A 22,544-nucleotide genomic window follows, 5' to 3' on the forward strand; every position below is an offset into this window, starting at 1 on the left:
CAGGTCCTTGGGCCTTTTTGCGCTAAGCTAATGAATTCTCGCCTCAGGTCCAGCGACATGGGGCGAGGTAAAAGGCGAAATCCGGCTGGCGGTGTTACAAAACGTAACGGCTGAGGTCTGTGGACTTGGTCAGTTCGCCCAGATTGTCGTTTACAAACTGAGCGTTCACGGTGATCTCGGCCCCGGCCTGATCGGGGGCCGTAAACGACAGCTCTTCGAAGACGCGCTCCATCACGGTATAAAGCCGCCGCGCACCGATGTTTTCGACGCTCTGGTTCACGTCAGCTGCGATACGGGCCAGTGCGGCGATGCCGTCATCAGTAAAGCCGACAGTGACCTCTTCGGTGCCCATCAGAGCGGTGTATTGACGGGTCAGGGCATTGTCGGTCTCGGTCAGGATGCGCACAAAATCCTCTTCGGTGAGGGCTCGCAATTCGACGCGGATCGGCAGACGGCCCTGAAGTTCCGGCAGCAGGTCCGACGGTTTCGCGATGTGGAACGCACCAGAGGCGATGAACAGGATGTGGTCGGTTTTCACCGGGCCATGCTTGGTCGAAACGGTGGTACCTTCGATCAGGGGCAGCAGGTCGCGCTGCACGCCTTCGCGGCTGACATCGCCACCGCGAGCCTCAGCACGGGCGCAGACCTTGTCGATTTCGTCCAGAAATACGATGCCGTTTTGTTCAACCGATTCCAGCGCGATCCGGTTGACGGTTTCATCGTCCAGCAGCTTGTCGGCCTCTTCCCCGATCAGCGCTTCATAGCTTTCGGCAACAGTCATTTTGCGTTTAACCGTGCGCCCGCCGAAGGCCTTGCCGAAGATGTCGCCCAAATTCATCATCCCCATCTGGCTGCCAGGCTGGCCGGGGATGTCGAACATCGGCATCGGGTTTGAGGTGTCGGACAGCTCCAGCTCGATCACCGTGTCGTCCAGTTCACCGGCTTTCAGTTTCTTGCGGAACATCTCGCGGGTGGCTTCGCGGGCGTCGGTGCCGGCGATGGCTTCGATCACGCGGTCCTCGGCTGCCTGATGGGCGCGGGCCTTTACATCTTCGCGCATGTATTCGCGGGTCTGGATGATCGCGGCATCTGCCAGATCGCGCACGATCTGTTCCACGTCACGGCCCACGTAACCGACCTCGGTGAACTTGGTGGCCTCGACTTTGATAAAAGGCGCGCGGGCCAGTTTGGCCAGGCGGCGGCTGATTTCGGTTTTGCCAACGCCGGTGGGGCCAATCATCAGAATGTTTTTAGGATAGACCTCGTCCCGAATGTCGTCGGCCAGCTGCTTGCGCCGCCAGCGGTTGCGCAGCGCGACGGCCACGGCGCGTTTGGCATCCTTCTGCCCGATGATAAAGCGGTCCAGTTCCGATACGATTTCGCGCGGGGTCAGGTCGGTCATGTCTAATCTATCCGTCTGTTTCGCAGCGGAACCTAATCATACGGCGCGAAAACACAAGCCGATCACGAAAAGATCACGCCAACTCATGGAAAGCACACGGGTTTTCGTGGTGTTGTGAATCGCCAACTTGTCCGGGGCCGGGGCATAACCAACGGCGACGGGCAAACCTGCCTGCATCTACAATTGGAGATACTTAATCATGATGACTCGTCGTTCGCTTTTTGTGAAAGCTGCTGCAACCGGTGCAGCCCTGACTCTGGCTGGCACCAGCGCCGCTATGGCCGGTGGCGCAAAAAAGAAAGGCACGTTCGAAGGCCTGTCAAACCATGTAACGTCGGGCACCGCGAAGTTGGTCAAGGATGGCGAGCGTTACATTGTTGAGTTGGGTAAGGATTTCTCACTGGATGGTGGTCCCGATCCGCGTGTGGCGTTTGGCAAAGACGGCACTTATGACCCCAACAGCAAGCTGGGCGCGCTACTACACCTGACGGGCAAGCAATCCTATGCCGTACCGCCGACCATGGATGTTTCGAGCTACAACGAAGTGTATATCTGGTGTGAGGTTGCTGGCGTGCCGTTGGGTGTTGCAAAGCTGCAGTAACGCGCCGCGATTTCTGATCGCGAGGCCGGAGGAATTCCGGCCTCCGACTTGTCATTAGGTGCCTCAGCATCCGTCTGTTACACTTGCCCCAAGCTATTGGAACCGGGGGCGAATTTTATGACCAAGATTGCCAAGATCACGTTGCTGTTCGTGGTGTTTGTCGACCTGATCGGTCAAGGCCTGGTCTTTCCCATTATCAATTCGCTGATTATGGAGGCGAAATCGGGCTTCCTGCCAGAAAGCACCCCCGTTGGCCGTCGCCATTTCTTTTATGGGCTAGTGATCGGATGTTTTTTCCTGTCCTGGTTTCTGGGCGTCGTTTACGTCTCGAAAGTTTCGGATTCCATTGGGCGCAAGAATGCCTTGCTGGTCTGTCTAGTTGGTGCGCTGGTTGGCTATGCACTGACCATTGCGTCGCTGTATCTGAACAGCCTTCTGTTGCTGATCATTGGGCGGTCAATCACCGGCTTCACCGCCGGAAACCAGCCCATTGCCCAAGCAGCTATGATTGATGGCAGCAAGGATGCGGCGGATCGGGACCGCAACATGGGATATATCGTTACCGGGGTCAGCTTTGGCCTTGTCGGTGGGCCAATCATCGGCGCGATTTTATCAGACGCAAACCTGCTGGGCAGTTTCGCCACGCTGAACACCCCGTTCTATGGTGCCTTCGTTCTGGTGCTGATCGCCATTTTCCTGGTGCTGTTCTTCTTCAAGGACACTCGGATCGAGCGTGTAGCCTTTGTGTTCCGCCCCCGTGATATCACGGACAGTCTGATCGCAGTACGTGAACACCCGTTGGTGCTGAAAATCCTACCGGTCTACGCGCTGTTTATGGTCGCCAATGTGACCTTCTATGTCTTCGTCGACAACTTCCTGACCAGCGCTTGGGGGTACAGCGTGATTGGCGGCAGTATGGCGATGGTGGTGATCGGCGTCGCGCTGGCCTTTTCCAGCACCTTCCTTGTGAAACCGGCGCAGGAGCGGTTCAGCAAACACCAGATCATCCGCACATCTTTGGTGGTGATGGTGATCTGTGGCATTGGTTTTGCATTCAGCCCCAGTGGTGTGCTGAGTTACGTGCCAGTGTTCTTCTTCTATTTCTTCTTCGGCGTCTCGTACCCGACCCTGCTGGGCCTGTTTTCCTCATCGGTTGCTGAAACCGATCAGGGTTGGGTCATGGGGGTAACAACCGCGGTGTTCTGTCTGGCGGGCGGGATCATGTCGCTGATTGGCGGCGGGCTCATGAGCTTTGATATCCGCATGCCCTATTACATCGTCATTGCGACGGCCCTGATGGGCCTGATCGGGATGCACCTGCGCTGGAAGGGTAAAGAAATCAGGGCGTTGTTGGCTTAAAATAAACGGCGAAGATTATCCCTGCTCGTCCTAGGATTCTTCCTGTTGGACGTTGCGCAGATCCTCTGGCAATGGTGCCCGCTCAATCAGCGCCCCGAATACCTCGGTCATGAACCGATCGTCTCAACCGTCAAATTGCCGTTGGTGTAGACGCAGATGTCGGCGGCAATTGCCATCGCCCCACGGGCCACGTCTTCGGCGGGTTTGTCGCTGTCCATCATCGCGCGGGCGGCAGCCAAGGCGAAATTACCGCCCGATCCGATGGCAGCGACGTTGTGTTCGGGCTCCAGCACATCCCCTGCCCCGGTGATCACCAACAGATCCTTGCCATCGGTGACGATCAGCATCGCCTCAAGCTTTTGCAGGTATTTGTCAGTGCGCCAATCCTTGGCCAGCTCGACCGAGGCGCGGGCCAGTTGACCGGGTGTGGCCTCAAGCTTGGCTTCCAGCCGCTCCAACAGGGTAAAGGCGTCAGCGGTCGATCCGGCAAATCCTGCGACAACTTCGAACCCGCCAGGCGACAGGCGGCGCACTTTGCGCGCTGTGCCCTTGATCACGGTCTGGCCCAGGCTGACCTGTCCGTCGCCGGCTATCACCACCTGCCCGCCTTTCTTGACGCCAATGATGGTTGTGCCGTGCCAACCGGGAAAATCGCTGTCCGCCATAAAAGCCTCCGTATTCGTCTGCCGTCCTATATGGGCCGGTCCCGCCCGCAGCGCAACAGGTCACAAACTGCCTAAATGATATGCAATAAATGCAAATCGGGACTGTTGAACCAGCAATTGTGAGACTCAGCCGAAAATCCTAAATGGGGATCACAACCGACGAAGGGTCGGCTGTTTCAGATTTAAGGAATGCGCAAATGGCAACCACTGCAAATATCCATGCGCCACTCGGAGCAGCTACAATCCTGCAAGTAGTGGACGCGATCTACGACACATTCGCACAAGCAGCGGCTTGGAACGAATCTCGTAAGACCCGCAAAGCTCTGTCGGTCCTGAGCGACGCACAACTGGACGATATCGGCCTGTGCCGCGCGGATATCAAAAACATCTGATAGTCCCCAGTTTGACCGAAAAGATAAGCCGCTCGTTCGAGCGGCTTTTTCTTTGTCAGCATTGAACGTATTTGCCGGTCTGATCCGGCAGGAACGCCTCGATCGCGGCGGTGGCCACTACGTGACGCGTGTCGTCATCGACCACATCCAGCCCGCCCTTGACAGCACGCACCTCGGCCCGGCCACGCGGCAGATCGGCAGCGACCTGAGCGCAATCGACCTTTTCGGGCTGTTGCACGCCGATTGTCACCTGGACGCGCATCTCGGTGTGGTCGATCCCCAGCTTGGAAAACAACGTGATCGAGGAATGGTGTAGCGCATCCTGCACCGCACGGCGCGCGGCCTTGGTGTAATCCTGCCCATACAGGTCGTTGCCGGTACCCATCTCCAGAATGATGCGTTTTTCGGTCATTGTGCGGGCTCCATGTCGAAGGAAACAACGAGGGCTGCGTTGGCGATGACGGTGCGCCCCGCGCCACCCGGTTTTTCAATATCCAACCCGCCCTGAGTGACGGTGACTTCGGGGTGGCCGTAGGGAAATATGGCTTTCAGTTTTTCCACATCAACCTGATCCGGTTGCTGCACACCGATCTCCGCGTCAATGATCATCGCTTCTTTTGGAAACCCGAACAGCTCGGCCATGTTGATCGAGTTGTGCCACAGCGCGTCCTTGATCGCGCGCAGGGATGCCTCGGTGTAATCCTCGCGCCTCAGCGAGGTGCCCATCCCGAATTCCACCAGAACCCGTGTTTTTGCCATCTGTGCCTCATCTGAATTTGAGAGGTTGCCGTATGCGCCGAACCAACCCGATCTCGAGACCCAGTTCAAACAGTAATGCCTTCTGGAGTATGTCTTTATGACAACTGGAACGATCAAACGCGCGGGCGCATCGATCTATATCCAAAGCTGGTATTCCATATACCGGCATGACAAGACATTGTGACCTGCAGAATTCAACCTCAGCGGAGACTCCATGCCCGGATCAAACATGACAACTGCCGACCGCCGGGCATTTCTTGCCGATGTGATCAGACCATATGATCTTGGATATAAGCTCATCCGCGTCGGCGACTTTGGGGATGGCGGTTATTTGCTGCCCAATGATCTTGAGGACATCACAACCTGTTTTTCGCCGGGCGTGTCAGTGCAATCCAGCTTTGAACTGGATTTGGCAAAGCACGGGATTGCGTCCGTCATGGCGGACGGGTCGGTCGATCAGCCGCAGCTGGACATTCCAAACTCGGTTTTCATCAAGAAACATCTGGCCGCGAAAACGGGTGCGGATGTCATTTCCCTCAAGGACTGGATGGATCGGTATGCACCTGCTGACGGCGATCTGTTGCTGCAAATGGATATCGAAGGGGCTGAGTATAACGTCTTGTCGACCCTGCCGACCGCGTATCTGAACCGCTTTCGCATCATCGTTCTGGAGCTGCACCGCATTCCGTCGATTCTGATCAAGCCGATGTCGTTCAAGCGGGCCTTTCCAGCTCTGTCCGCGCTGAAAGACGGGTTCGTCTGTACCCATATCCACCCAAACAACGCATCCGGCACGGTGGAGGTGGAAGGCGAAACCTTTCCGCGTGTGATCGAGGCTACGTTTGTGCGGCGGGACCGAGTAAAGACGATGATTCCCGCCACGGGTTTCCCGCACCCTCTGGATCGCCGTCATCGGCCAAACGGACCGGTGATCGATCTGCCCGCGGAATGGATCGGTGCGCCGGCCAACGAATAGGTAAAGAAAAACGGGCACCGCCTGGCGATGCCCGTTCTTGCAAAAACAGTTGGATCAGATGGATTCGTCGATCCAGCTTTGCAGTGCCGCTTTTGGTGCGGCACCTGCGCGATTCGACACAACCTGACCGTCCTTGAAGATGAACAACGCCGGAATACCGCGCACGCCCATGGCTGCGGCGGAGTTCGGGTTGCTGTCTACGTCAACTTTGGCGATTTTGATCTTGTCACCGTATTCTGCGGCCAGCTCTTCCAGAGCGGGGCCGATCTGTTTACACGGGCCACACCATTCAGCCCAGAAATCGACAACCACGGGGATGTCGGAATTCTTGACTTCGGCGTCAAAGGTGTCGTCGGTTACGGCTACGGTCGACATATTCTGTCTCCTGAATGGGGTAAACTCGGGAACAGAACGTAGGGTCGGGACACCCCAAGGTCAAGATATCTGGGTGCGGGTCAACGCATCCGTCACAAGATCGTGTGGCAGCCACATCAGATCGGCGGTCCGGGTCCACAGGATTGCCGTGCGGATCTTGCGACCCGGATAGATCTGAGCCAGTGCCCGCGCATACGCCCCCATCTGCCGCAATAGGCCTTCAGGGCAGTCTGCCGGGTTGTCCGGAACCGTGGTATTTGATTTGAAATCAACCGCTTGGACCTCTGTATCGGAAACGATCAGACGGTCGATCACTCCGTGCATGCGCTGCCCATTCAGATCAGCTGTTACGGAAACTTCGGCCATGGCATCGCCCGCGAAGACCGGCTGCAGATGTTCGGCGGTCAGAACGTGCTGCGCTTCGTTCAACAGGTCCTGACGATCAGGTTGTTGCATATCGGGTAAAAGCCTTGCGCATACCAAAGGCCATTCATCCGGTTCGACGGATGGCAGATGCTCCAATAACAGATGCAGGCGTGTGCCGCGCAGCTTTGCTGTTTCTTCATCCTGACCGGTGTCGCCAGGCAATGCCTTGGCCCCACCCAGGTCTGACGGGCTGAGCGTTTCCGGTTCTGGTTCGGGCGCAGCCACCGGCGACAGAAACCGATCGTGCAGCTCTGCCGTCGGCGTTACGGTTTCAGCCTGCTCGACCAGCGGGGGCGCGTCCCAGTTTCCATGCGCCAGACGCAGGGTTTCGCTACCGGGCAATTGCGTGGCCCCAGCCCGGGCCATCGCTGCCTGAACCATCTGATACCAACTGGTGCCTTCCTTTCCGACATCCCCTGCCGCACCCACGATCAACCACTTTTCTGCCCGTGTTAGAGCCACATATAACAGTCGAAGTCGTTCATTCTCTTCCCGCGTCCGTGCGTCGGCACGCGCCTGTGCTATCAAGGCAGGAGACCCGTCCGCAGGCACTTTCCACAGCGGTGTCCCCTCGCCCACCATAATCTCGGCATCGCGTGGAGCCTGCCGTTTTCCGGTATCCGGCAAGATGACGATTGGCGCCTCGAGCCCCTTTGAGCCATGAACCGTCATTACCCGGATCATGTTGCCGACACCGCTCATCTGCCGTTTAATCTCAAGATCGTCGGTCTGCATCCAGACCAGAAATCCGGTCAGGCTGGGAATATCCGTGCGCTCATAGGCCAGCGCTTGCGACAACAGCGCATTGATGCCGTCCTCGGCCTCGGCCCCCAGACGGCCCAGCAACTTGCGCCGCCCGTCATGGCGCGTCAGGATACGCTCGATCAGGTCATAGGGGCGCAAAAAGTCGATCTGGCCACGCAGATCGGTGAGGATTTCCATCGTATCCGGGAATTCCTCGGCACGTTGGCGCAGTGCGGCCCAAAGAAATTGTTCCTGTCGTCGATGCGCCAGATCAAACAGTTGTTGCTCGCTCCAGCCGAACAGAGGTGATTTCAGAACGGTGGCCAAGGAAAGGCTGTCCTCGGGCGTGGCCAGAAAGCTGAGCAGCGCGGCGAGGTCTTTCACCGCCAGTTCCGCCCCCACTTTCAGTCGGTCGGCCCCGGCGATGGGCAGGCGCAGCGCTTTACAGGCCCGAATGATCTCGGCAAACAGGTCCGAGCGGCGCTGGACCAGGATCAGGAAGTCCCCCGGCTGAACCTTGCGCCGCACGAGGGTTCCCGGGGTTTCGCCATCCTCGGGGATGGTTTCGCCAGTGTCGATCATGGTCTTGATCGAGTGGGCCACCTGCTCGGCCAGAATGACGGTGTGATGCCGTGCGCCGGGGCGATCCACCGGGTCGGTCCAGTCGCCATCCTCGTCCTGATCGACTTTTTCGACCACAGGCCACAGATCGACCCGACCCGGTAGCTCGGCCTTGAAAGCGCGGTGCTGGCTTTCCTTGTGAAACCCAGCCTCGGCACGGTTTTCGAACAGGATATCGACCAAAGACAGGATCGCGCTGGACGACCGAAAGGAATATTCCAGCGTCGAATCCCACAGTTTAGAGCCTGATTCTGCCAACCGACGCCCAAATTCCTGCTGCATCCGGTCAAAGGCTTGCGGGTCGGCGCCCTGAAAGGAATAGATCGACTGTTTCTTGTCGCCGACCACGAAGATCGTGCGATCTACACCGGAACGGGCCCCTTCCCCACTGGTGAATTCCTGTGCCAGCTTTTCAATCACGTCCCATTGATCCGGACTGGTGTCCTGTGCCTCATCGACCAGAATGTGGTCGATGCCACCGTCCAGCCGGTACAGCACCCATTCCGCCACTGCCGGATCATTCAGCACCTGCCGGGCGCGCAGGATCAGATCGTCGAAATCCAGCCAGCCGCGCTGTTGTTTGCGCCGCTCGTATTCCGGCAGGAATGCTGAGGCAAACCGATGCAGGACATGGGTCTTGCGCGCGGCAATCAGCGCAAGGCGCTGTTCCCGCGCCGCCTCGACTCGCAACATGAACGATTCCAGGTGCGGCATTTGACCGGCCAATGCTCCCTCACGCAGGGCTTTGGTGGGAAAGCTGTTGATCTTGGCGGTAAAGGGCTCTTTGGCGGATTTTCCGGTCAGAAACACGCCTTCCAGCGCGGGTAAGCTGCTGAGTCTCGCTTCGGTGAAGGTACTGAGTTTCTGGGCCGCCTTGGCGTTATTGCCCCCACTTTCGGTGAGTGCGGGCAAGATCGATTGGATCAGATCAACCTCACCCCCCAGAAACACGCGACCCAGCAAGGTGTCTTCGTCAAACCCTTCAGGCAGGTCAAACCGCTGCAAAAGTTCAGGCCAGCCCGCGGGTTGGGCAAACAAGTTCCGTTTGTGAGTGATGGCCGCCGTCAGATTGTCGAACCCGGTGTCGGTGACAAACCGGGCGACATCTTCGATCAGAGCGGCCTGCGGGCCTTCGGCGAAATCCTCGACAATCTCCTCGCGCAGCAAGGCTGCGGCACGGTCTTCCATCTCGGAAAACTGCGGGCTGACCCCGGCCTCCAGCGGAAAACGCCGCAGCAGCGAGGCGCAGAAGGAATGGATCGTCTGAATCTTCAGGCCGCCGGGCGTTTCAATGGCACGAGCAAACAACGTCCGTGCCTGCGCCAACCGGTCTGGGTTGATTGCTCCCTGCACGCCCAGATCGGTCAGTTGCGCCAGCAAGGGCGCATCGCTCAACATCGCCCATTCACCCAACCGCTTGAACAGACGGTTCTGCATCTCGTTGGCGGCCGCTTTGGTATAGGTCAGGCAGAGAATATGCTGAGGCTGCACGCCGCCCAGCAACAGACGTGCCACCCGGTCAGTCAGTACCCGCGTTTTCCCTGAACCCGCATTGGCCGCCAGCCAGGTCGAGGCATCGGGCCGCGCTGCCTGCACTTGCCGCTCGGTGGCATCGTTGCGCGCGTTCATGTCAGGTTCTCGGGCGTTGTTTCATCGGTCCGGTCCCATTCACCAAAGCGGGCCAGATGGTCATAGTCGCCAATGTCGGTGTCCTTGTGCAGCATACGGCGCGACGTGAAGCCTTGATCAGGCTCTAAATAAGCAGAAATAAGCTCTTTCAACTCTGCCAGTACCTTGTCTGGTGGCTCTTTGTCCAAGGGAGCCGCAACTTCTTTGTAGGTGCCGCCCATACCGATAAACACAGCCTCGGCCACGGGGTTCGGGTCGATGCCTTCAATTGCGCCTTGCTCGGCCATTGCAGCCTCGATCAGCAGCTGCTTGTCAAACTTGGATTGCTGGCTTTCCGTCGGCGGCGTGCCGGTTTTGTAGTCCACAATCCGCAGCGCCCCGAGGCTGTTGTGATCGATCCGGTCGGCGCGGCCTGCAATTGTGAAATCCAGCGGCGACAGTACCAGTTTCATCGCCGCTTCAAAGGCAACTGGTCCGCCATCCCCGCGGCGGGCGGTTTCGGCGCTCAGGAAATCATCAGCGATGCGTTCCAGCCGCGCCAGCCACAATTTGCGGGCGGTGGGCCACGCGACATGTTGATCTAGCAGGGTTTCAGCCCGTTTCAGGAAATTCTCTCGGGTCAGCAAGGCGCTGTCCAACACGCTGTCCTTGACGAAATGTTCCAGAATTTCGTGGATGACGATGCCGCGCAGCAGCGCGTCGGGGGCCTGTACCAGCGGGTCCAGAGGCCGCAGCTTCAGCACGTGCTTGGCGTAGACCGCATACGGATCGCGGATCAGGCGTTTGATTTCGGTCACGCTCAGACGGCGCGGGCGGGCGGCGACCGGGGGGCGTGGCGACGGGCGCGGCGCTGGCGCAATCTGCGGCGCGACCTCAAGCTGTTCCGACCAGTTCAGCCATTGCCGACCACGGGCGCGCATGGCCGACAGGGCCTCGGGACCACCCTGCCCCGGCAAGCCCTGCAACAGGTTGGTCATCCGGTTCAGCCAGCGTGACGGCACGGTTTCGGCGTCATCGGACCGGGTTGCGCGGGTCAGCCAAACCTCAGGCGCACCGACAGCCTGCTGGAAATCGTGGGCGGACAGGCCAATCCGGCGTTCTGGCAGCAACAATCCGGCCTTGTCGCGCATCTGGCGGTTCAACCAGGGGTCTGGGGCTGCGGCCCCGGGCCAGCTACCTTCGTTCAGGTCACCCAGAATCAGCAGGTCGGCCCCCTGAACACGCGCCTCGAGCGTACCCCAGATCATGATGTGCGGGTGTGGCGCGTCACGGTCGCGAACCTCTTCACCCGCCAGAAGCGCACCCAGAAGATCGGCAAAATCATGGGCGGTCATCGGGCCGCCATGCTGAGCCTCTGTTTCAAGAGTTGTCAGGACCTTCAACGCTTTTTGACCGGCGTTCTTATCCCAAAGGGTTCCAGTTTCGCCATCGCCGCCGGCGGAAATTGCTTCGGCCAGCAAACGCAACCGGTTCACCCAGTCGGACAAGGCCAGTTCACCCGTCACCTGTTGGTCACAGAAATGTGCAGACAGCCAGCGCACCCACCCGTCAGGCATTTCCTTTCGTATGGCAAACGCGGTCAGGCTGACACTGTCCGGGAACGGTGGGCCATGACGCCGCAGATCCAGTTCCAGATCGCGGGTATGTAGCAGATGCGAGCCCCGGTCGATGCCATCGTGGCACAAGGGATGTTTCAGCAGGGTCAGCAGTGCCTCGCTGTCCAGCCGCCGGGCAAACAGACCCGCTACATGGCGCAGGAAACGACCCGGAGGCGACAATTGCAACGGCAGTCCAGCGCTGTCATCGGGCAGGATGTTCCACCGATCCAGCGCGGCGCTGACTTGACGGGTCAGCATGCGATCCGGCGTGATCAGGGCGGCGGTCTGGCCGGTTTCAGCCGCTTGCCGCAGGCGCAGAGCGATGGCTAACGCTTCGGCCCGGGGCGATTGCGCTTCGACCAGCGTCAGGTCCTTGGTGGCACCGTCCAGATCGCTGAGATGCGGACCTTCAGACATCCACGCGTCGGTGATCGGTGCTGGGCGTAACGCCAGTGAAATCAGCTTGTTACGGGATGGAGATGGAGCGGGGTCATCAATCCATTGCGCGATCTGCCGGGGCTGCATCTCAAGCCGGGTCATCAGCTTGCGAAAGCGGTATTGCGGATGATCTTCAGAGGTCAGTGCCTCATTAAGTTCGCGCCAGACATGATCTGGCTGATCAAAATCATAGCCGGGCAGGATCAATGCCCCTTGTGGCAGGCGGGCGACGGCCTCCATCAGCATAAGGGTTGTTCCGCGTGATCCAGTGGACCCGGCCAGGATCACCGGGTGCGGCGGGGGCGCGACCTGCCAGCGATCGATCAGGTTCTCGATCACACGCCGCTGTCGGGCCTGCGCGTCCAGTGCATCTGGGCCCGAGTCGATAAAGTGGTCGGCAATTCCAATGAACGCCTGCGCCCGCGCCCAATGGCCGGACATGTCGCTGACATCCAACTGCCGGATAGCATCGGGTGAAACGTTTTCACCCTGCATCTCATCAATCAGCGCGGCCAAACTGTCGGACAGGTCGAAAAGCGAAGATCGCGCGGCCAAATCTGGCTGTTGTTCCAGAAGTTTGGCGATCAGTTGTGTCAGTTCCAACCTGCGCCGCAGCGGCGGAATGGCGGGCGGGATCTGAGCCAGATCGACACTTTCGCCCAGATCGGTCACCAGTGACAGGCGTGGCAGCAGGCTGGCCGGACCCTGATCGAACAGCTCGCGGACCCTGCGGGCCATGCGGCGGGTGTTCACGACCAGCTGAACTCGGGCCAATGCCTCGGGCGGGTGATCGGCGCTGCGTTGCTGCAACCCATCTACCAGCGCTTTGGGAAAATCCACGCCGGGCGGTACGGCGAATACCCGAGGTGTAGCAGAGGGTTCAAACATCAGCGATCAACCCTTCGGCCAGCGCGATCCCTTCGGGGCGACCAACGTCACACCAACGGCCCGGGTAAATGGTTGCGAACAGGCGTCCCCGTTCATGCATCTGGTCCCACAGCAGGTTCAGCGAGAATGCCCGCTCGGAAATGGACATCAACCCTTTGGTCTTCATGATTTGCGCACCGCCGTAGACCAAACCGGGTCCGCGGGTAATTCGCCCGTCGTCATCCACCGTGAAATCGCCAGGACCGGCATGGCCGAGTGTTTGACCGGTTGGAATGCACATTAGCAGCGCATCCATCCTGTCGGGATCCCAGGCATCGCGCAACAGGGTCAGAGGGTTCGGTCCAGACCAGATCGCATCCGTGTTCAATGTAAAAACCGGGTTCGGCCCCAGCAGCGGCAGGGCCGCGCGCAACCCGCCCCCTGTTTCCAGAATCTCGGGCGTTTCAAGGGATAACAGAACCCCTTTGGGGGCCAGATGGGCCTCTAGCTGGTCAGGCAGATAGTGCAGGTTCGCCACCACACGATCCGGGTGCAAATCGTCCACCAAACCCAGCGCGTGGTCGATCAAGGGGCGTCCGGCAACCTCGATCAGCGGTTTGGGACGATCTTTGGTCATCTGGCCCATACGGGTGCCAAACCCAGCGGCGAACAGCATCACAGCTTCGGGATCATGGGTCATCTCTGTCTGAGCCTGTCCAGATTTTCAGGGGTCGGTGCGGGCAGAGCTTGGCGCAGTAGGTCCGCGACGGTGACAAGGGCAGGGTGATCGAGGTCGCGCATCAGATGCGCCCAGGTGGACGGGATCAAATCAATGTACTGGGGTTTGCCGCGCTCGGTCGCTAAACGGGCAAACACACCCAGAATGCGCAGGTTTCGTTGCGCCCCCAATACGGCGTATGCGGTACGGAAGTCATGATCGTTCACGCCGGTTGCAGTAATATATCGGTTCACCATCCGCATCTCGGTGCCAGGCGCCACATCTCGGCGAACATCTTGTAGCAAAGAGACCAGATCATAGGCTGGATGCCCCAGCATCGCGGTCTGAAAATCCAACAGACCAACGCGTTTTATCCCGTCACGACCGGGCATCCAGATCAGGTTTTCGGCGTGGTAGTCGCGCTGAACGACGACTTTTTTGCCCGAGGTCTCGGAATGCACAATGTCCGAAAACCGGTGTTCGAACCGGGAACGCGCATCCGCGTCATGCTGGCCAAGAACCGCTTGCGCGTATTGGGTGAATGACAGCGCGGCCAGTTCGGTCATCAAAGCCGGATCATAGGATGGCAGGGATAGAGTGGGTGCTTGGTACAGCTCGATCAGCACATCGGTCGCGGCCTCGTAGAGTTCCCGTTCCATCTTGGGGTTATGCGTGAGGACACGGGCGAAAAGGTCATCCCCCAGATCTTCCAACAGCAGAAAACCGTATTGGGTATCTTCTGCGTAAATCTCAGGTGCGCTGAGGCCGATTTTCCGTAGATACATGGCCATGCGCACGAAATCCTCTACCGGTTCGGCCTGGCCCGGCGGGGAATCCATCAGCACTGCCGTGCGACCGGTCTCAGGGTCGGTCAATCGCTCGTACCGGCGGTTAGAGGCATCCCCGGCCAAGGGCGCGCGTGTGGCGTTGGCCCAGGGCGTTTGTGCGATCAGCGCCTCGGCCAGCACTGCCCGGTTTGTCATGTGGAAATCTCCAGTTTCTGGGGCCATTTCGGATCGGACCACGTCAGGTTCAAAAAACGCGTATCCTCAGTATTAGGGTCTGTTGTTAAGTGCATTTTCAGCGCCGCAACGGGTATCAGAGGGCCCAGTTTTTCCGGCCATTCAATCAGGCAGATGGCCGATTCGAAAGCTTCGGTCAGGCCCAGTTCCTCGATCTCTTCCACAGCGCTCAACCGGTACAGATCGCAATGCCATATCTCGCCGGCCTGAGTTTCATAGGCCTGTACCAATGTAAATGTGGGCGAGGGAACATCCTCGGGGATGCCCATCAACGACTGGATCAGGCTGCGCGCGAAATGGGTCTTGCCGCTGCCGATCTCACCCTCAAGCAGCACAATGTCGCCCGGCCGCAGTTGCGCGCCGATCCGAGCGGCCAATTCGGCCGTTTCTTCGGGTGAATTCAGTGTGTAGGAAAGAGAGTGCTCCGTCATGGCGCCACAATGACCCCACGCCCGGTCGGCTGCAACCCGGTTCAGGCGCTGATTTGGCGGATCGGCTGCGGCGCAACCTCGTGTTCGTCGGTGGCGAAACGAATAATCGTTGCGCCATTTTGCATCGGGCTGACAATGCAATTCAGGTTGGTGCCGTTTCGCAACCGAAGACTGCTTGACCATTCTGCGCGATTGTCCCGCATTGCCACAAAGTCGCGAATTTCACCCAGGATCGGCGTGGCAGCGCAATGTTCCTGCCATGCGCGTGTCACATCCAGCACGGAATCCGGTTCAAACCCGGCCTCACCGGAATCGCCCCAAAGTCTCTGATAGGCGAGGTTGGTGAAGGCCAGCGTTCCATCATCACCAAACACGGCGACGGCATCGGCTAGCTTGTCCAGGACGGACTGCATCAGGTCCATCTCTGACCGAAACCGCCGGGTCAGCGTTATTTCGGCGGTGATATCCTCGAACAGAAAAGCGACGGCACCATCGGGGTGGGGGCGTCCGCTGACCGAATAGACCGATCCCGAGGGCAATGACCATGTCTCCTGATAATTTCCGTCTTCAGCGGCCTCCAGCAAGTCATTCATCTGACTGCGCCAGCTGCGGTAATTCTTGGGTTCCGGCATCATGTGCTGATCCCGCAACCGATCAAAAAAACTGGACATTCCAGGGCGGCAGCTGAGGAAATCCGGGGGCAAGGAGGTCAGGTCGATCAGGGCAGGGTTGAACAGCGCCAATTGCCTGTTGCGGTCGAAAATGGCCAGTCCGATGGACAATTGCGCGAAGGTTTTTGTCATGGTCTGGACGAATTTGCGCTGGGCGGTTTCCGCCGCCACAATGGCATTTATGTCGACGGCATAACTCAGGTGCCCCTCGGGATGGGCCACCATGGTCAAATCGAACCAGAGCTTACTGTCGCTGCCCTCGGACGAGATCGAAATGCGGGTTTTTGCGCCCAGCCTTGCATCCCCGTCGGCACCGGGAAACAGCGGCGCAGTCAGGTCTGTGTCCTGACCCCGGACCTTACGCACCAGCGATACGTACGCAGCATTGCACCATCGAACGTTGCTTTGGTGATCCAGCAGCCACACCGGGTAGGGGGCCTGCTCCATCGCCAAGCGGATGGGGTCATGCGAGTCGCGGAGGGCCGGAGTTGGGCGCTCGGTACTATCACGCAACTGTACGCGAACGATGCCGTCTATCCACTCGCACAGAACATCGCGTTCGACGGTGCAGTCTATGGCAGGTATGACCAGAGTCCCTTCGTGTCGGATCCGGTCTGGCGTTTCCGGGAATGTCGGGAAATCCCGCTGCAGCAATCGGCGCAGGTCCTGCCAGTCCCGAACCGCTTCGAACCCGTCCAGCGCGATGTCGGAATGGCTGATCAGGCGGTTGTCATCGAACAGAAACACCGCATCATACAGCGATGCGGGTGATGACAAGCCGAAATTGTCGCCCCGTTGCCTGTGGCGCGGCAACAACCACTGCACCGCCAGACTGGCGGACACCAGGCTGATACCAGCTAGTATGATCCAATCGACCATGCTCTCCTCGGAACTGACATCACGAAGAGGGACTATGCGATCAATTGGTTAACGGGGTCTTAACTCAGACCTGAATGTGTTGGTTGGCACCAGAGGGGACAGGGGTATCTCCTGTTTGTGCGTCCACCAGATTGCGCGGCCAAGAAACCCGGACGATAGCACCCCTGCGTTCAGGATTATTGGACAGGTTTTGATAGGGGTCCGAGCCATTTGCGAAATTCAGCGCCGCACCGCTGCGTTCCAGAAGTGTTTTGGCAATGAAAAGACCCAAACCCATCCCTTCGTATTCCGGGCGGGCACGTTTGTCGGTTTCCGCCCGGCGGCGACGCATGAAAGGGTCTCCGATCCGGCCTATCATCTGCGCGGGATAACCGTGCCCGTCATCCATTATGTTGATGGTGATTTGATCGGTGGTCCATTCGGCCTCGACCCAGACATTGGCGCGGGCGAAATCCACCGCATTCTGGATCAGGTTGCGCAGCCCGTGAATGATCTCGGGCTTGCGCAGGATCGAGGGCTGCTGGACATCACCGTCCTCGGCCGGGCCTTCCAGAAAATGTACGAACTTGCCCCGGTTGATATGCGGTTCGGCTGCCTCGTGAATGACCGTGGACAAGGGCGCCTGCCGCAAATGCAGGTCATCTTTGCCAGCGCGGCCCATATCCCGCAGGATGTCTCGGCAGCGGTTGGCCTGTTCACGGATCAGGGCTGCGTCGTCTTTCAGGTCGGGGCGGTCGTCCAGCTCTTCGATCAACTCGGAACTTGTCAGCTTGATTGTAGCCAAAGGTGTGCCCAGCTCATGTGCGGCTGCGGCAACGACGCCACCCAGATCGGTCAGTTTCTGTTCTCGCGCCAAAGCCATGTGGGTGGCGGCAAGCGCTTCGGACATGGACTGCACCTCGGAGCTGACGCGGTGGGAATAGGCCCCGATAAAGACGATGGCAATCACAACTGCCGCCCAGTTTCCGAACAGCAGGATATCGGGGATCTGAAGCACCACATTCGCATCGGTGCGCAATGGCAGATGAAATTCCGCCAGCAAGGTCGCCAGTACAATTGCAACACCCCCTACAATCAGGGTCGAGCGCGTGCTCATGACATTGGCCGAGATTGTTACCGGTCCCAGCAGCAGCAACGCGAACGGGTTGTTCAGGCCGCCGGTCAGGTATAGCAGGATAGACAGCTGCAACAGATCGAAGAGAACCATCAGGAAGTTTTCGAACTCGGTCAGCCGCTTGTTCTGTGGGAACAGTAGAATGGCGGTCATGTTGCCCATAACCGACACGCCGATGGCCAGATAACACAGCGCCAGTTCCAGCTGAACGTGATAGTACTGCTGCGCGACGGTGATCGCTGTGAACTGGCCAATGATGGCCACCCAGCGCAACAGGATCAGCGTGCGCAGCCGAATCCAGCTGCTGCGTTCCTGTCCCCGCCAGAATGTGATGTTGGAATTCGCCATCGGTCTATTATGTCCTGTTGCATCGGCTGATCAACTTGATAGGTGTCCCGGCCGAAACGATCAACAAGCCCTCTCATATCAGGACAAGTGTCATGATCCGCCTTTACGCCATCCTTGCAACCGTTGTTCTGGCCGTCGGCCTTGGGGCCATGTGGCTGCTGACGCGCGGGGCCGGGTCAGGCGACAAGTTCGCGCAGTGCCGGTCCAGCCAGATTGCAGGGGGCGCCGCGGCCATCGGCGGGCCGTTTGAGTTGATCAACGGCAAAGGTGAAACGGTCACAGACGCGGACGTGATTACCGAGCCGACGCTCGTGTATTTCGGCTATACTTTCTGCCCTGATGTCTGCCCCTTCGACATGTCCCGCAATGCCGAGGCTGTGGATATCCTGGCCGAGCGCGGCCAGTCTGTGACGCCTCTGTTCATCTCGATCGACCCACAACGCGATAAGCCCGAAGTGGTGGGTGACTATGCCTTCAACCTGGGTGGCAAGACCATCGCGCTGACCGGAACGCCCGAACAGGTCAAGGCTGCCAGTCAGGCCTACAAGACCTATTACAAGGCCCATGATCAAAGCGACGAGTATTATCTGGTCGATCATTCCACCTTTACCTATCTGATGACACCCGAGGACGGTTTCCTTGAGTTTTTCAACCGCGACGACACGGCTGAGCAAATGGCTGACAAGGTTGGGTGCTTTCTGGACAAGCTCTGATGCGTTTGACCTTTGGAATGGCGCTGCTATTACTCATGTTTAAGCCAAAGGCGTGAAATAGCGGAAAGAACAGAATATGGCGGACAGCTCTGACCTCGATATCGGCCCCGATAAATCCCTACTTCTGGTGGATGATGACGAGCCGTTTCTGAGACGTCTGGCTAAGGCCATGGAAAAACGCGGGTTCGAGGTTGAAACCGCAGGCTCCGTCGCCGCAGGCCGCGCCATCTCTACCGCCCGTCCGCCCGCTTATGCCGTTGTCGATTTACGGCTTGAGGACGGCAACGGGTTGGATGTGGTCGAAGTGCTACGTGAAAAGCGCCCTGACAGCCGGGTTGTGGTTCTGACCGGATATGGCGCGATTGCCACCGCCGTAGCCGCCGTCAAGATCGGCGCAACCGACTATCTGTCAAAACCCGCCGACGCCACCGACATCACCAACGCGCTGCTGGCCAAGGGCGACGAACTGCCCCCGCCACCGGAAAACCCCATGAGCGCGGACCGTGTCCGTTGGGAGCATATCCAGCGGGTCTATGAGCTGTGTGACCGGAACGTCTCTGAGACCGCCCGCCGCCTGAACATGCACCGCCGGACGTTGCAGCGGATATTGGCGAAGCGCAGTCCACGGTGACGTCAAAACCTGGCTTTATCTGGGTTGTTGTTCGTATCATAGCGTGCACCTGTGTGCTCGCGGCCTGCACACCGTCAAACATGAACAGGTTTTCAGGACCTAGGATTGATAGATCAACTCAAGTGGAAATCGAAGATGAGCAATATGATTTGAGCTTCTCAAATCATTCTATTGCTATTGGATGACTAACCACTGATGACAGAACTGTCATCGAAAACGCTCCACATGTCGTAATAGACGACCACCTCGTTTCAGAGATTGTCGTTACGGGGCATGGGAACATCGATCTAACGGTTAAAGACAGAGATTTTGCAGCAAGTCTAGCAGAGAATTATTGCTCAAAATTGCTGCGAAATGCTGAAAGGCCGGCTTACGACGTGGGCGTGTTTTCCCCTGCAACTTCAGAAAACGCCAGCTTATGGCGATTTCCCGATTTCTGTTAAGTTTTAATTTTACCCTCGTTAGATACAAGTTCGAAATTCTGCGGAACCAGACGTTGTCGCAACATGAAAAATTATAATATTGTCAATAATTGCCCGTGTCGTGCCATATAAGCCTCCCGCACCTCGACCGGCGGGCGCAACGTGATCGTCAGCCCCTCCATCACAGCCTTATCTGGCCGACCAAAGAACTTGGACGCCTCCGCCTCGGAAAACCCGGCAATCTGGGTGGCCTCCATCCAGGCGCTGATTTTGTCGGCCTTTTTGATCTGCCGTTTCACCGTTTTCGGCACCTCGGCAGGCAATCCGAACCGGATGTGGATCGCCGCCGCCAGCCTGTCATCCAGCGCGCCGTAATCAGGGCCAACGGCGGATTTGACCGGCGAGATCATATCTCCGATCACATATTCTGGCGCGTCATGTAACAAAGCCGCGAGCCTCCATTTTGCCGGGGCTTTGGGGGCAATCCGGCCGAAAAGCTCTTCGACCAGTAGGGAGTGCTCGGCCACGGAATAGGCGAAATCACCGTCCGTTTGCCCGTTCCAGCGCGCCACAAAGGCCAGTCCGTGGGCGATATCCTCGATCTCAATATCCACTGGGGTCGGGTCCAGCAGGTCCAGCCTGCGACCCGATAACATCCGCTGCCATGCCCTGGGTTGTGTTGCCATTATACCATGCCTCATCCAATGGGCCGCGATTAAGCCGCATTTTTATGCTATGATGTACCTGTCTGGATCACTTGCTGCCAACAATTTCTTGAGCATTCGTGCTTTGAACCGGCACGTTTCGATCCCGACATAATGGACTGAGGGGGGTGCATACTCCTCCCAGTGTGCCCCTCTCGAACCGAAACACGTATCGAAAGGAGCATGCTATGTTCAAACGTCTCTTTGCAATTGCCATGACATTCGGAATGGCCGCCACCGCACCGCCCGCCCTTGCCAGCACTTGTGCGCAGCGCGATCACGTCATCGCCAAGCTGCAGGACAGCTATTCGGAAGAGCTGACCTTTGGCGGTTTGCAGAAAACCCGCGGCGCGCAAGCAGTTATGGAGGTGTGGACCTCGAAGGAAACCGGAAGCTACACGGTTCTGGTGACCCGCGCGAATGGCATTAGTTGTATTGTCGCCGTTGGCACAGATTTTTTTGAAGCGATCCCAAAGATTAAACTGAAGGGTCAACCCAGCTGATTTTAGCGGTGGAACACCCCGTTTCCGGCTATCCGCGTTGCCACCTGCCCTTAGGAGTGCTACGGGCAGGCCAGACTGTGATTTACCGGAATGGAGCACCTGATGGCCGGGGACTATATCGTCAAAGACATTTCGCTGGCCGGGTTTGGCCGCAAGGAACTGGATATCGCCGAAACCGAGATGCCGGGCCTGATGGCCCTGCGTGCGGAATACGGCGAAGCAAAGCCACTGAAAGGCGCGCGTATTGTCGGCTCGCTGCATATGACCATCCAGACTGCCGTTCTGATTGAAACGCTGGTGGCACTGGGCGCGGATGTGCGCTGGGCATCGTGCAACATCTTTTCGACCCAGGACCATGCGGCGGCTGCCATCGCCGAAGCCGGCATTCCGGTGTTCGCCATCAAAGGCCAGACACTGGAAGAGCATTGGGACTATCTGGACAAATCCTTCCTGTTCGAAGACGGCCCCAACATGATCCTGGACGATGGCGGCGACGCGACGCTGTACATCCTGTTGGGGGCTCGTGCCGAAGCCGGTGAGGACATCATCCCCGTGCCGTCTTCCGAAGAGGAAGAGGTGATCAAAAAGCAGATCGCCAAGCGTATGGCTGCAAGCCCCGGTTGGTTCACCAAAATGCGTGACCAGATCCAGGGTGTGTCCGAGGAAACCACCACAGGTGTGAACCGCCTGTATCAGTTGGTGAAGGACGGACACCTGCCGTTCCCGGCAATCAACGTAAACGACTCGGTCACCAAGTCGAAATTTGACAACAAGTATGGCTGCAAGGAATCGCTGGTTGACGGTATCCGCCGCGCCACCGACACCATGATGGCCGGTAAGGTTGCCGTCGTTTGCGGCTATGGCGATGTAGGCAAAGGTTCCGCCGCCTCGCTGCGTGGCGCGGGTGCCCGTGTGAAAGTCACCGAGGTCGACCCAATTTGCGCCCTGCAGGCGGCTATGGACGGGTTCGAAGTCACCCTGCTGGAAGACGAAGTTGCCCGCGCCGATATCTTCATCACCACCACCGGCAACAAGGACGTGATCCGCATCGAGCATATGCGCGAGATGAAGGATATGGCCATCGTCGGCAACATTGGTCACTTCGACAACGAAATTCAGGTCGCAAGCCTGAAGAACCACAAGTGGACCAACATCAAGGAACAGGTGGATATGATCGAGATGCCCTCGGGCAACCGCATCATCCTCCTGTCTGAAGGTCGCCTGCTGAACCTCGGCAATGCCACCGGGCATCCCTCATTTGTTATGTCGGCCTCGTTCACCAACCAGGTTCTGGCCCAGATCGAACTGTTCACCAAAGGCGATCAGTACAACAACGAGGTTTACATTCTGCCCAAACATCTGGATGAAAAAGTAGCCCGCCTGCATCTGGACCGCATTGGTGTGAAGCTGACGCAAATGGACAGTGAACAGGCGGCCTATATCGGTGTGAAACCGGAAGGCCCCTACAAGCCGGAACACTATCGCTACTGATACCGGCTCAAGATTGAACGGCGGTCCCTTGGGGGCCGCCATTTT

At 58.3% G+C, this 22,544-nt stretch carries 21 protein-coding genes; 8 read left to right on the forward strand and 13 right to left on the reverse strand.

The window, feature by feature from the left end:
• Positions 1-94: 94 nt before the first annotated feature.
• Positions 95-1,402 (reverse strand): ATP-dependent protease ATPase subunit HslU, encoded by a 1,308-nt coding sequence (gene hslU, locus ACR0IY_RS11835; protein WP_480673460.1) that lies wholly within the window; start codon positions 1,400-1,402, stop codon positions 95-97.
• A 199-nt stretch (positions 1,403-1,601) separates the two neighbouring features.
• Here hslU and ACR0IY_RS11840 point away from each other — a divergent pair, with 199 nt between their 5' ends.
• Positions 1,602-2,003, forward strand: coding sequence for a DM13 domain-containing protein (locus ACR0IY_RS11840; RefSeq protein WP_480673462.1), 402 nt, complete (start codon positions 1,602-1,604; stop codon positions 2,001-2,003).
• A 117-nt stretch (positions 2,004-2,120) separates the two neighbouring features.
• The gene (locus tag ACR0IY_RS11845) at positions 2,121-3,362 is read left to right on the forward strand and encodes an MFS transporter (protein WP_480673464.1); all 1,242 of its coding nucleotides are present in this window, start codon (positions 2,121-2,123) and stop codon (positions 3,360-3,362) included.
• A 107-nt stretch (positions 3,363-3,469) separates the two neighbouring features.
• Here the strand turns inward: ACR0IY_RS11845 and hslV are convergent, their stop codons facing one another.
• Positions 3,470-4,027: an ATP-dependent protease subunit HslV gene (gene hslV / locus ACR0IY_RS11850; RefSeq protein ID WP_480673466.1), complete on the reverse strand. Its 558-nt coding sequence runs from the start codon at positions 4,025-4,027 to the stop codon at positions 3,470-3,472.
• 197 nt (positions 4,028-4,224) lie between these two features.
• On the opposite strand from hslV, the gene ACR0IY_RS11855 reads away from it, so the two are divergent.
• Positions 4,225-4,419, forward strand: coding sequence for a DUF1127 domain-containing protein (locus ACR0IY_RS11855; RefSeq protein ID WP_480673468.1), 195 nt, complete (start codon positions 4,225-4,227; stop codon positions 4,417-4,419).
• Between the two features lie 55 nt (positions 4,420-4,474).
• Here ACR0IY_RS11855 and ACR0IY_RS11860 read toward each other — a convergent pair whose 3' ends face one another.
• Together ACR0IY_RS11860 and ACR0IY_RS11865 are read right to left on the reverse strand one after the other, a co-directional pair.
• Positions 4,475-4,831, reverse strand: coding sequence for a Lin0512 family protein (locus ACR0IY_RS11860; RefSeq protein WP_480673470.1), 357 nt, complete (start codon positions 4,829-4,831; stop codon positions 4,475-4,477).
• Entirely contained in the window at positions 4,828-5,178 is a 351-nt protein-coding gene (locus tag ACR0IY_RS11865) for a Lin0512 family protein (protein ID WP_480673472.1), read from the reverse strand. Before ACR0IY_RS11865 ends, ACR0IY_RS11860 begins: the two co-directional genes overlap by 4 nt.
• Positions 5,179-5,392: 214 nt before the next feature.
• Here ACR0IY_RS11865 and ACR0IY_RS11870 point away from each other — a divergent pair, with 214 nt between their 5' ends.
• On the forward strand, positions 5,393-6,154 hold the full coding sequence (locus ACR0IY_RS11870; protein WP_480673474.1) for an FkbM family methyltransferase: 762 nt from the start codon (positions 5,393-5,395) through the stop codon (positions 6,152-6,154).
• A 54-nt stretch (positions 6,155-6,208) separates the two neighbouring features.
• On the opposite strand, the gene trxA is transcribed toward ACR0IY_RS11870, so the two are convergent.
• From trxA to regB, 8 genes are all read right to left on the reverse strand, one after another.
• On the reverse strand, positions 6,209-6,529 hold the full coding sequence (gene trxA / locus ACR0IY_RS11875) for a thioredoxin (RefSeq protein ID WP_068339912.1): 321 nt from the start codon (positions 6,527-6,529) through the stop codon (positions 6,209-6,211).
• Positions 6,530-6,589: 60 nt separating this feature from the next.
• A complete protein-coding gene (gene addA, locus ACR0IY_RS11880) occupies positions 6,590-9,949 on the reverse strand; it encodes a double-strand break repair helicase AddA (RefSeq protein WP_480673476.1) in 3,360 nt (1,119 codons plus the stop codon).
• Positions 9,946-12,873: a double-strand break repair protein AddB gene (gene addB / locus ACR0IY_RS11885; RefSeq protein ID WP_480673478.1), complete on the reverse strand. Its 2,928-nt coding sequence runs from the start codon at positions 12,871-12,873 to the stop codon at positions 9,946-9,948. The genes addA and addB overlap by 4 nt, the downstream gene beginning before the upstream one ends.
• Positions 12,866-13,552 (reverse strand): nucleotidyltransferase family protein, encoded by a 687-nt coding sequence (locus ACR0IY_RS11890; RefSeq protein ID WP_480673480.1) that lies wholly within the window; start codon positions 13,550-13,552, stop codon positions 12,866-12,868. Before ACR0IY_RS11890 ends, addB begins: the two co-directional genes overlap by 8 nt.
• A complete protein-coding gene (locus tag ACR0IY_RS11895; protein WP_480673482.1) occupies positions 13,549-14,553 on the reverse strand; it encodes an aminoglycoside phosphotransferase family protein in 1,005 nt (334 codons plus the stop codon). The genes ACR0IY_RS11890 and ACR0IY_RS11895 overlap by 4 nt, the downstream gene beginning before the upstream one ends.
• A complete protein-coding gene (gene tsaE / locus ACR0IY_RS11900) occupies positions 14,550-15,023 on the reverse strand; it encodes a tRNA (adenosine(37)-N6)-threonylcarbamoyltransferase complex ATPase subunit type 1 TsaE (RefSeq protein WP_480673484.1) in 474 nt (157 codons plus the stop codon). The genes ACR0IY_RS11895 and tsaE overlap by 4 nt, the downstream gene beginning before the upstream one ends.
• 41 nt (positions 15,024-15,064) lie before the next feature.
• Entirely contained in the window at positions 15,065-16,573 is a 1,509-nt protein-coding gene (locus ACR0IY_RS11905) for a PAS-domain containing protein (protein ID WP_480673486.1), read from the reverse strand.
• Positions 16,574-16,637: 64 nt separating this feature from the next.
• Complete coding sequence (gene regB, locus ACR0IY_RS11910) at positions 16,638-18,035, reverse strand: sensor histidine kinase RegB (protein WP_480673488.1); 1,398 nt, start codon at positions 18,033-18,035, stop codon at positions 16,638-16,640.
• A 92-nt stretch (positions 18,036-18,127) separates the two neighbouring features.
• On the opposite strand from regB, the gene ACR0IY_RS11915 reads away from it, so the two are divergent.
• Positions 18,128-18,748: an SCO family protein gene (locus ACR0IY_RS11915; RefSeq protein WP_480673490.1), complete on the forward strand. Its 621-nt coding sequence runs from the start codon at positions 18,128-18,130 to the stop codon at positions 18,746-18,748.
• 76 nt (positions 18,749-18,824) lie between these two features.
• A complete protein-coding gene (locus ACR0IY_RS11920) occupies positions 18,825-19,379 on the forward strand; it encodes an ActR/PrrA/RegA family redox response regulator transcription factor (RefSeq protein WP_142637470.1) in 555 nt (184 codons plus the stop codon).
• Between the two features lie 514 nt (positions 19,380-19,893).
• Here ACR0IY_RS11920 and ACR0IY_RS11925 read toward each other — a convergent pair.
• Entirely contained in the window at positions 19,894-20,487 is a 594-nt protein-coding gene (locus ACR0IY_RS11925) for an HD domain-containing protein (RefSeq protein ID WP_480673492.1), read from the reverse strand.
• Positions 20,488-20,693: 206 nt separating this feature from the next.
• Here ACR0IY_RS11925 and ACR0IY_RS11930 point away from each other — a divergent pair, with 206 nt between their 5' ends.
• Together ACR0IY_RS11930 and ahcY are read left to right on the forward strand one after the other, a co-directional pair.
• Positions 20,694-21,008, forward strand: a complete 315-nt coding sequence (locus tag ACR0IY_RS11930) for a hypothetical protein (RefSeq protein WP_480673494.1) — start codon at positions 20,694-20,696, stop codon at positions 21,006-21,008.
• A gap of 102 nt (positions 21,009-21,110) precedes the next feature.
• Positions 21,111-22,499, forward strand: coding sequence for an adenosylhomocysteinase (gene ahcY, locus ACR0IY_RS11935; protein WP_480673496.1), 1,389 nt, complete (start codon positions 21,111-21,113; stop codon positions 22,497-22,499).
• Positions 22,500-22,544: the final 45 nt, after the last annotated feature.

The organism is Ruegeria sp. BC1, from assembly GCF_056539305.1.

Coding starts and splice junctions, on each gene's coding strand:
- hslU (WP_480673460.1), bottom strand. CDS start 1,402: ATGACCGACCTGACCCCGCGCGAAATCGTATCGGAACTGGACCGCTTT.
- ACR0IY_RS11840 (WP_480673462.1), top strand. CDS start 1,602: ATGATGACTCGTCGTTCGCTTTTTGTGAAAGCTGCTGCAACCGGTGCA.
- ACR0IY_RS11845 (WP_480673464.1), top strand. CDS start 2,121: ATGACCAAGATTGCCAAGATCACGTTGCTGTTCGTGGTGTTTGTCGAC.
- hslV (WP_480673466.1), bottom strand. CDS start 4,027: ATGGCGGACAGCGATTTTCCCGGTTGGCACGGCACAACCATCATTGGC.
- ACR0IY_RS11855 (WP_480673468.1), top strand. CDS start 4,225: ATGGCAACCACTGCAAATATCCATGCGCCACTCGGAGCAGCTACAATC.
- ACR0IY_RS11860 (WP_480673470.1), bottom strand. CDS start 4,831: ATGACCGAAAAACGCATCATTCTGGAGATGGGTACCGGCAACGACCTG.
- ACR0IY_RS11865 (WP_480673472.1), bottom strand. CDS start 5,178: ATGGCAAAAACACGGGTTCTGGTGGAATTCGGGATGGGCACCTCGCTG.
- ACR0IY_RS11870 (WP_480673474.1), top strand. CDS start 5,393: ATGCCCGGATCAAACATGACAACTGCCGACCGCCGGGCATTTCTTGCC.
- trxA (WP_068339912.1), bottom strand. CDS start 6,529: ATGTCGACCGTAGCCGTAACCGACGACACCTTTGACGCCGAAGTCAAG.
- addA (WP_480673476.1), bottom strand. CDS start 9,949: ATGAACGCGCGCAACGATGCCACCGAGCGGCAAGTGCAGGCAGCGCGG.
- addB (WP_480673478.1), bottom strand. CDS start 12,873: ATGTTTGAACCCTCTGCTACACCTCGGGTATTCGCCGTACCGCCCGGC.
- ACR0IY_RS11890 (WP_480673480.1), bottom strand. CDS start 13,552: ATGACCCATGATCCCGAAGCTGTGATGCTGTTCGCCGCTGGGTTTGGC.
- ACR0IY_RS11895 (WP_480673482.1), bottom strand. CDS start 14,553: ATGACAAACCGGGCAGTGCTGGCCGAGGCGCTGATCGCACAAACGCCC.
- tsaE (WP_480673484.1), bottom strand. CDS start 15,023: ATGACGGAGCACTCTCTTTCCTACACACTGAATTCACCCGAAGAAACG.
- ACR0IY_RS11905 (WP_480673486.1), bottom strand. CDS start 16,573: ATGGTCGATTGGATCATACTAGCTGGTATCAGCCTGGTGTCCGCCAGT.
- regB (WP_480673488.1), bottom strand. CDS start 18,035: ATGGCGAATTCCAACATCACATTCTGGCGGGGACAGGAACGCAGCAGC.
- ACR0IY_RS11915 (WP_480673490.1), top strand. CDS start 18,128: ATGATCCGCCTTTACGCCATCCTTGCAACCGTTGTTCTGGCCGTCGGC.
- ACR0IY_RS11920 (WP_142637470.1), top strand. CDS start 18,825: ATGGCGGACAGCTCTGACCTCGATATCGGCCCCGATAAATCCCTACTT.
- ACR0IY_RS11925 (WP_480673492.1), bottom strand. CDS start 20,487: ATGGCAACACAACCCAGGGCATGGCAGCGGATGTTATCGGGTCGCAGG.
- ACR0IY_RS11930 (WP_480673494.1), top strand. CDS start 20,694: ATGTTCAAACGTCTCTTTGCAATTGCCATGACATTCGGAATGGCCGCC.
- ahcY (WP_480673496.1), top strand. CDS start 21,111: ATGGCCGGGGACTATATCGTCAAAGACATTTCGCTGGCCGGGTTTGGC.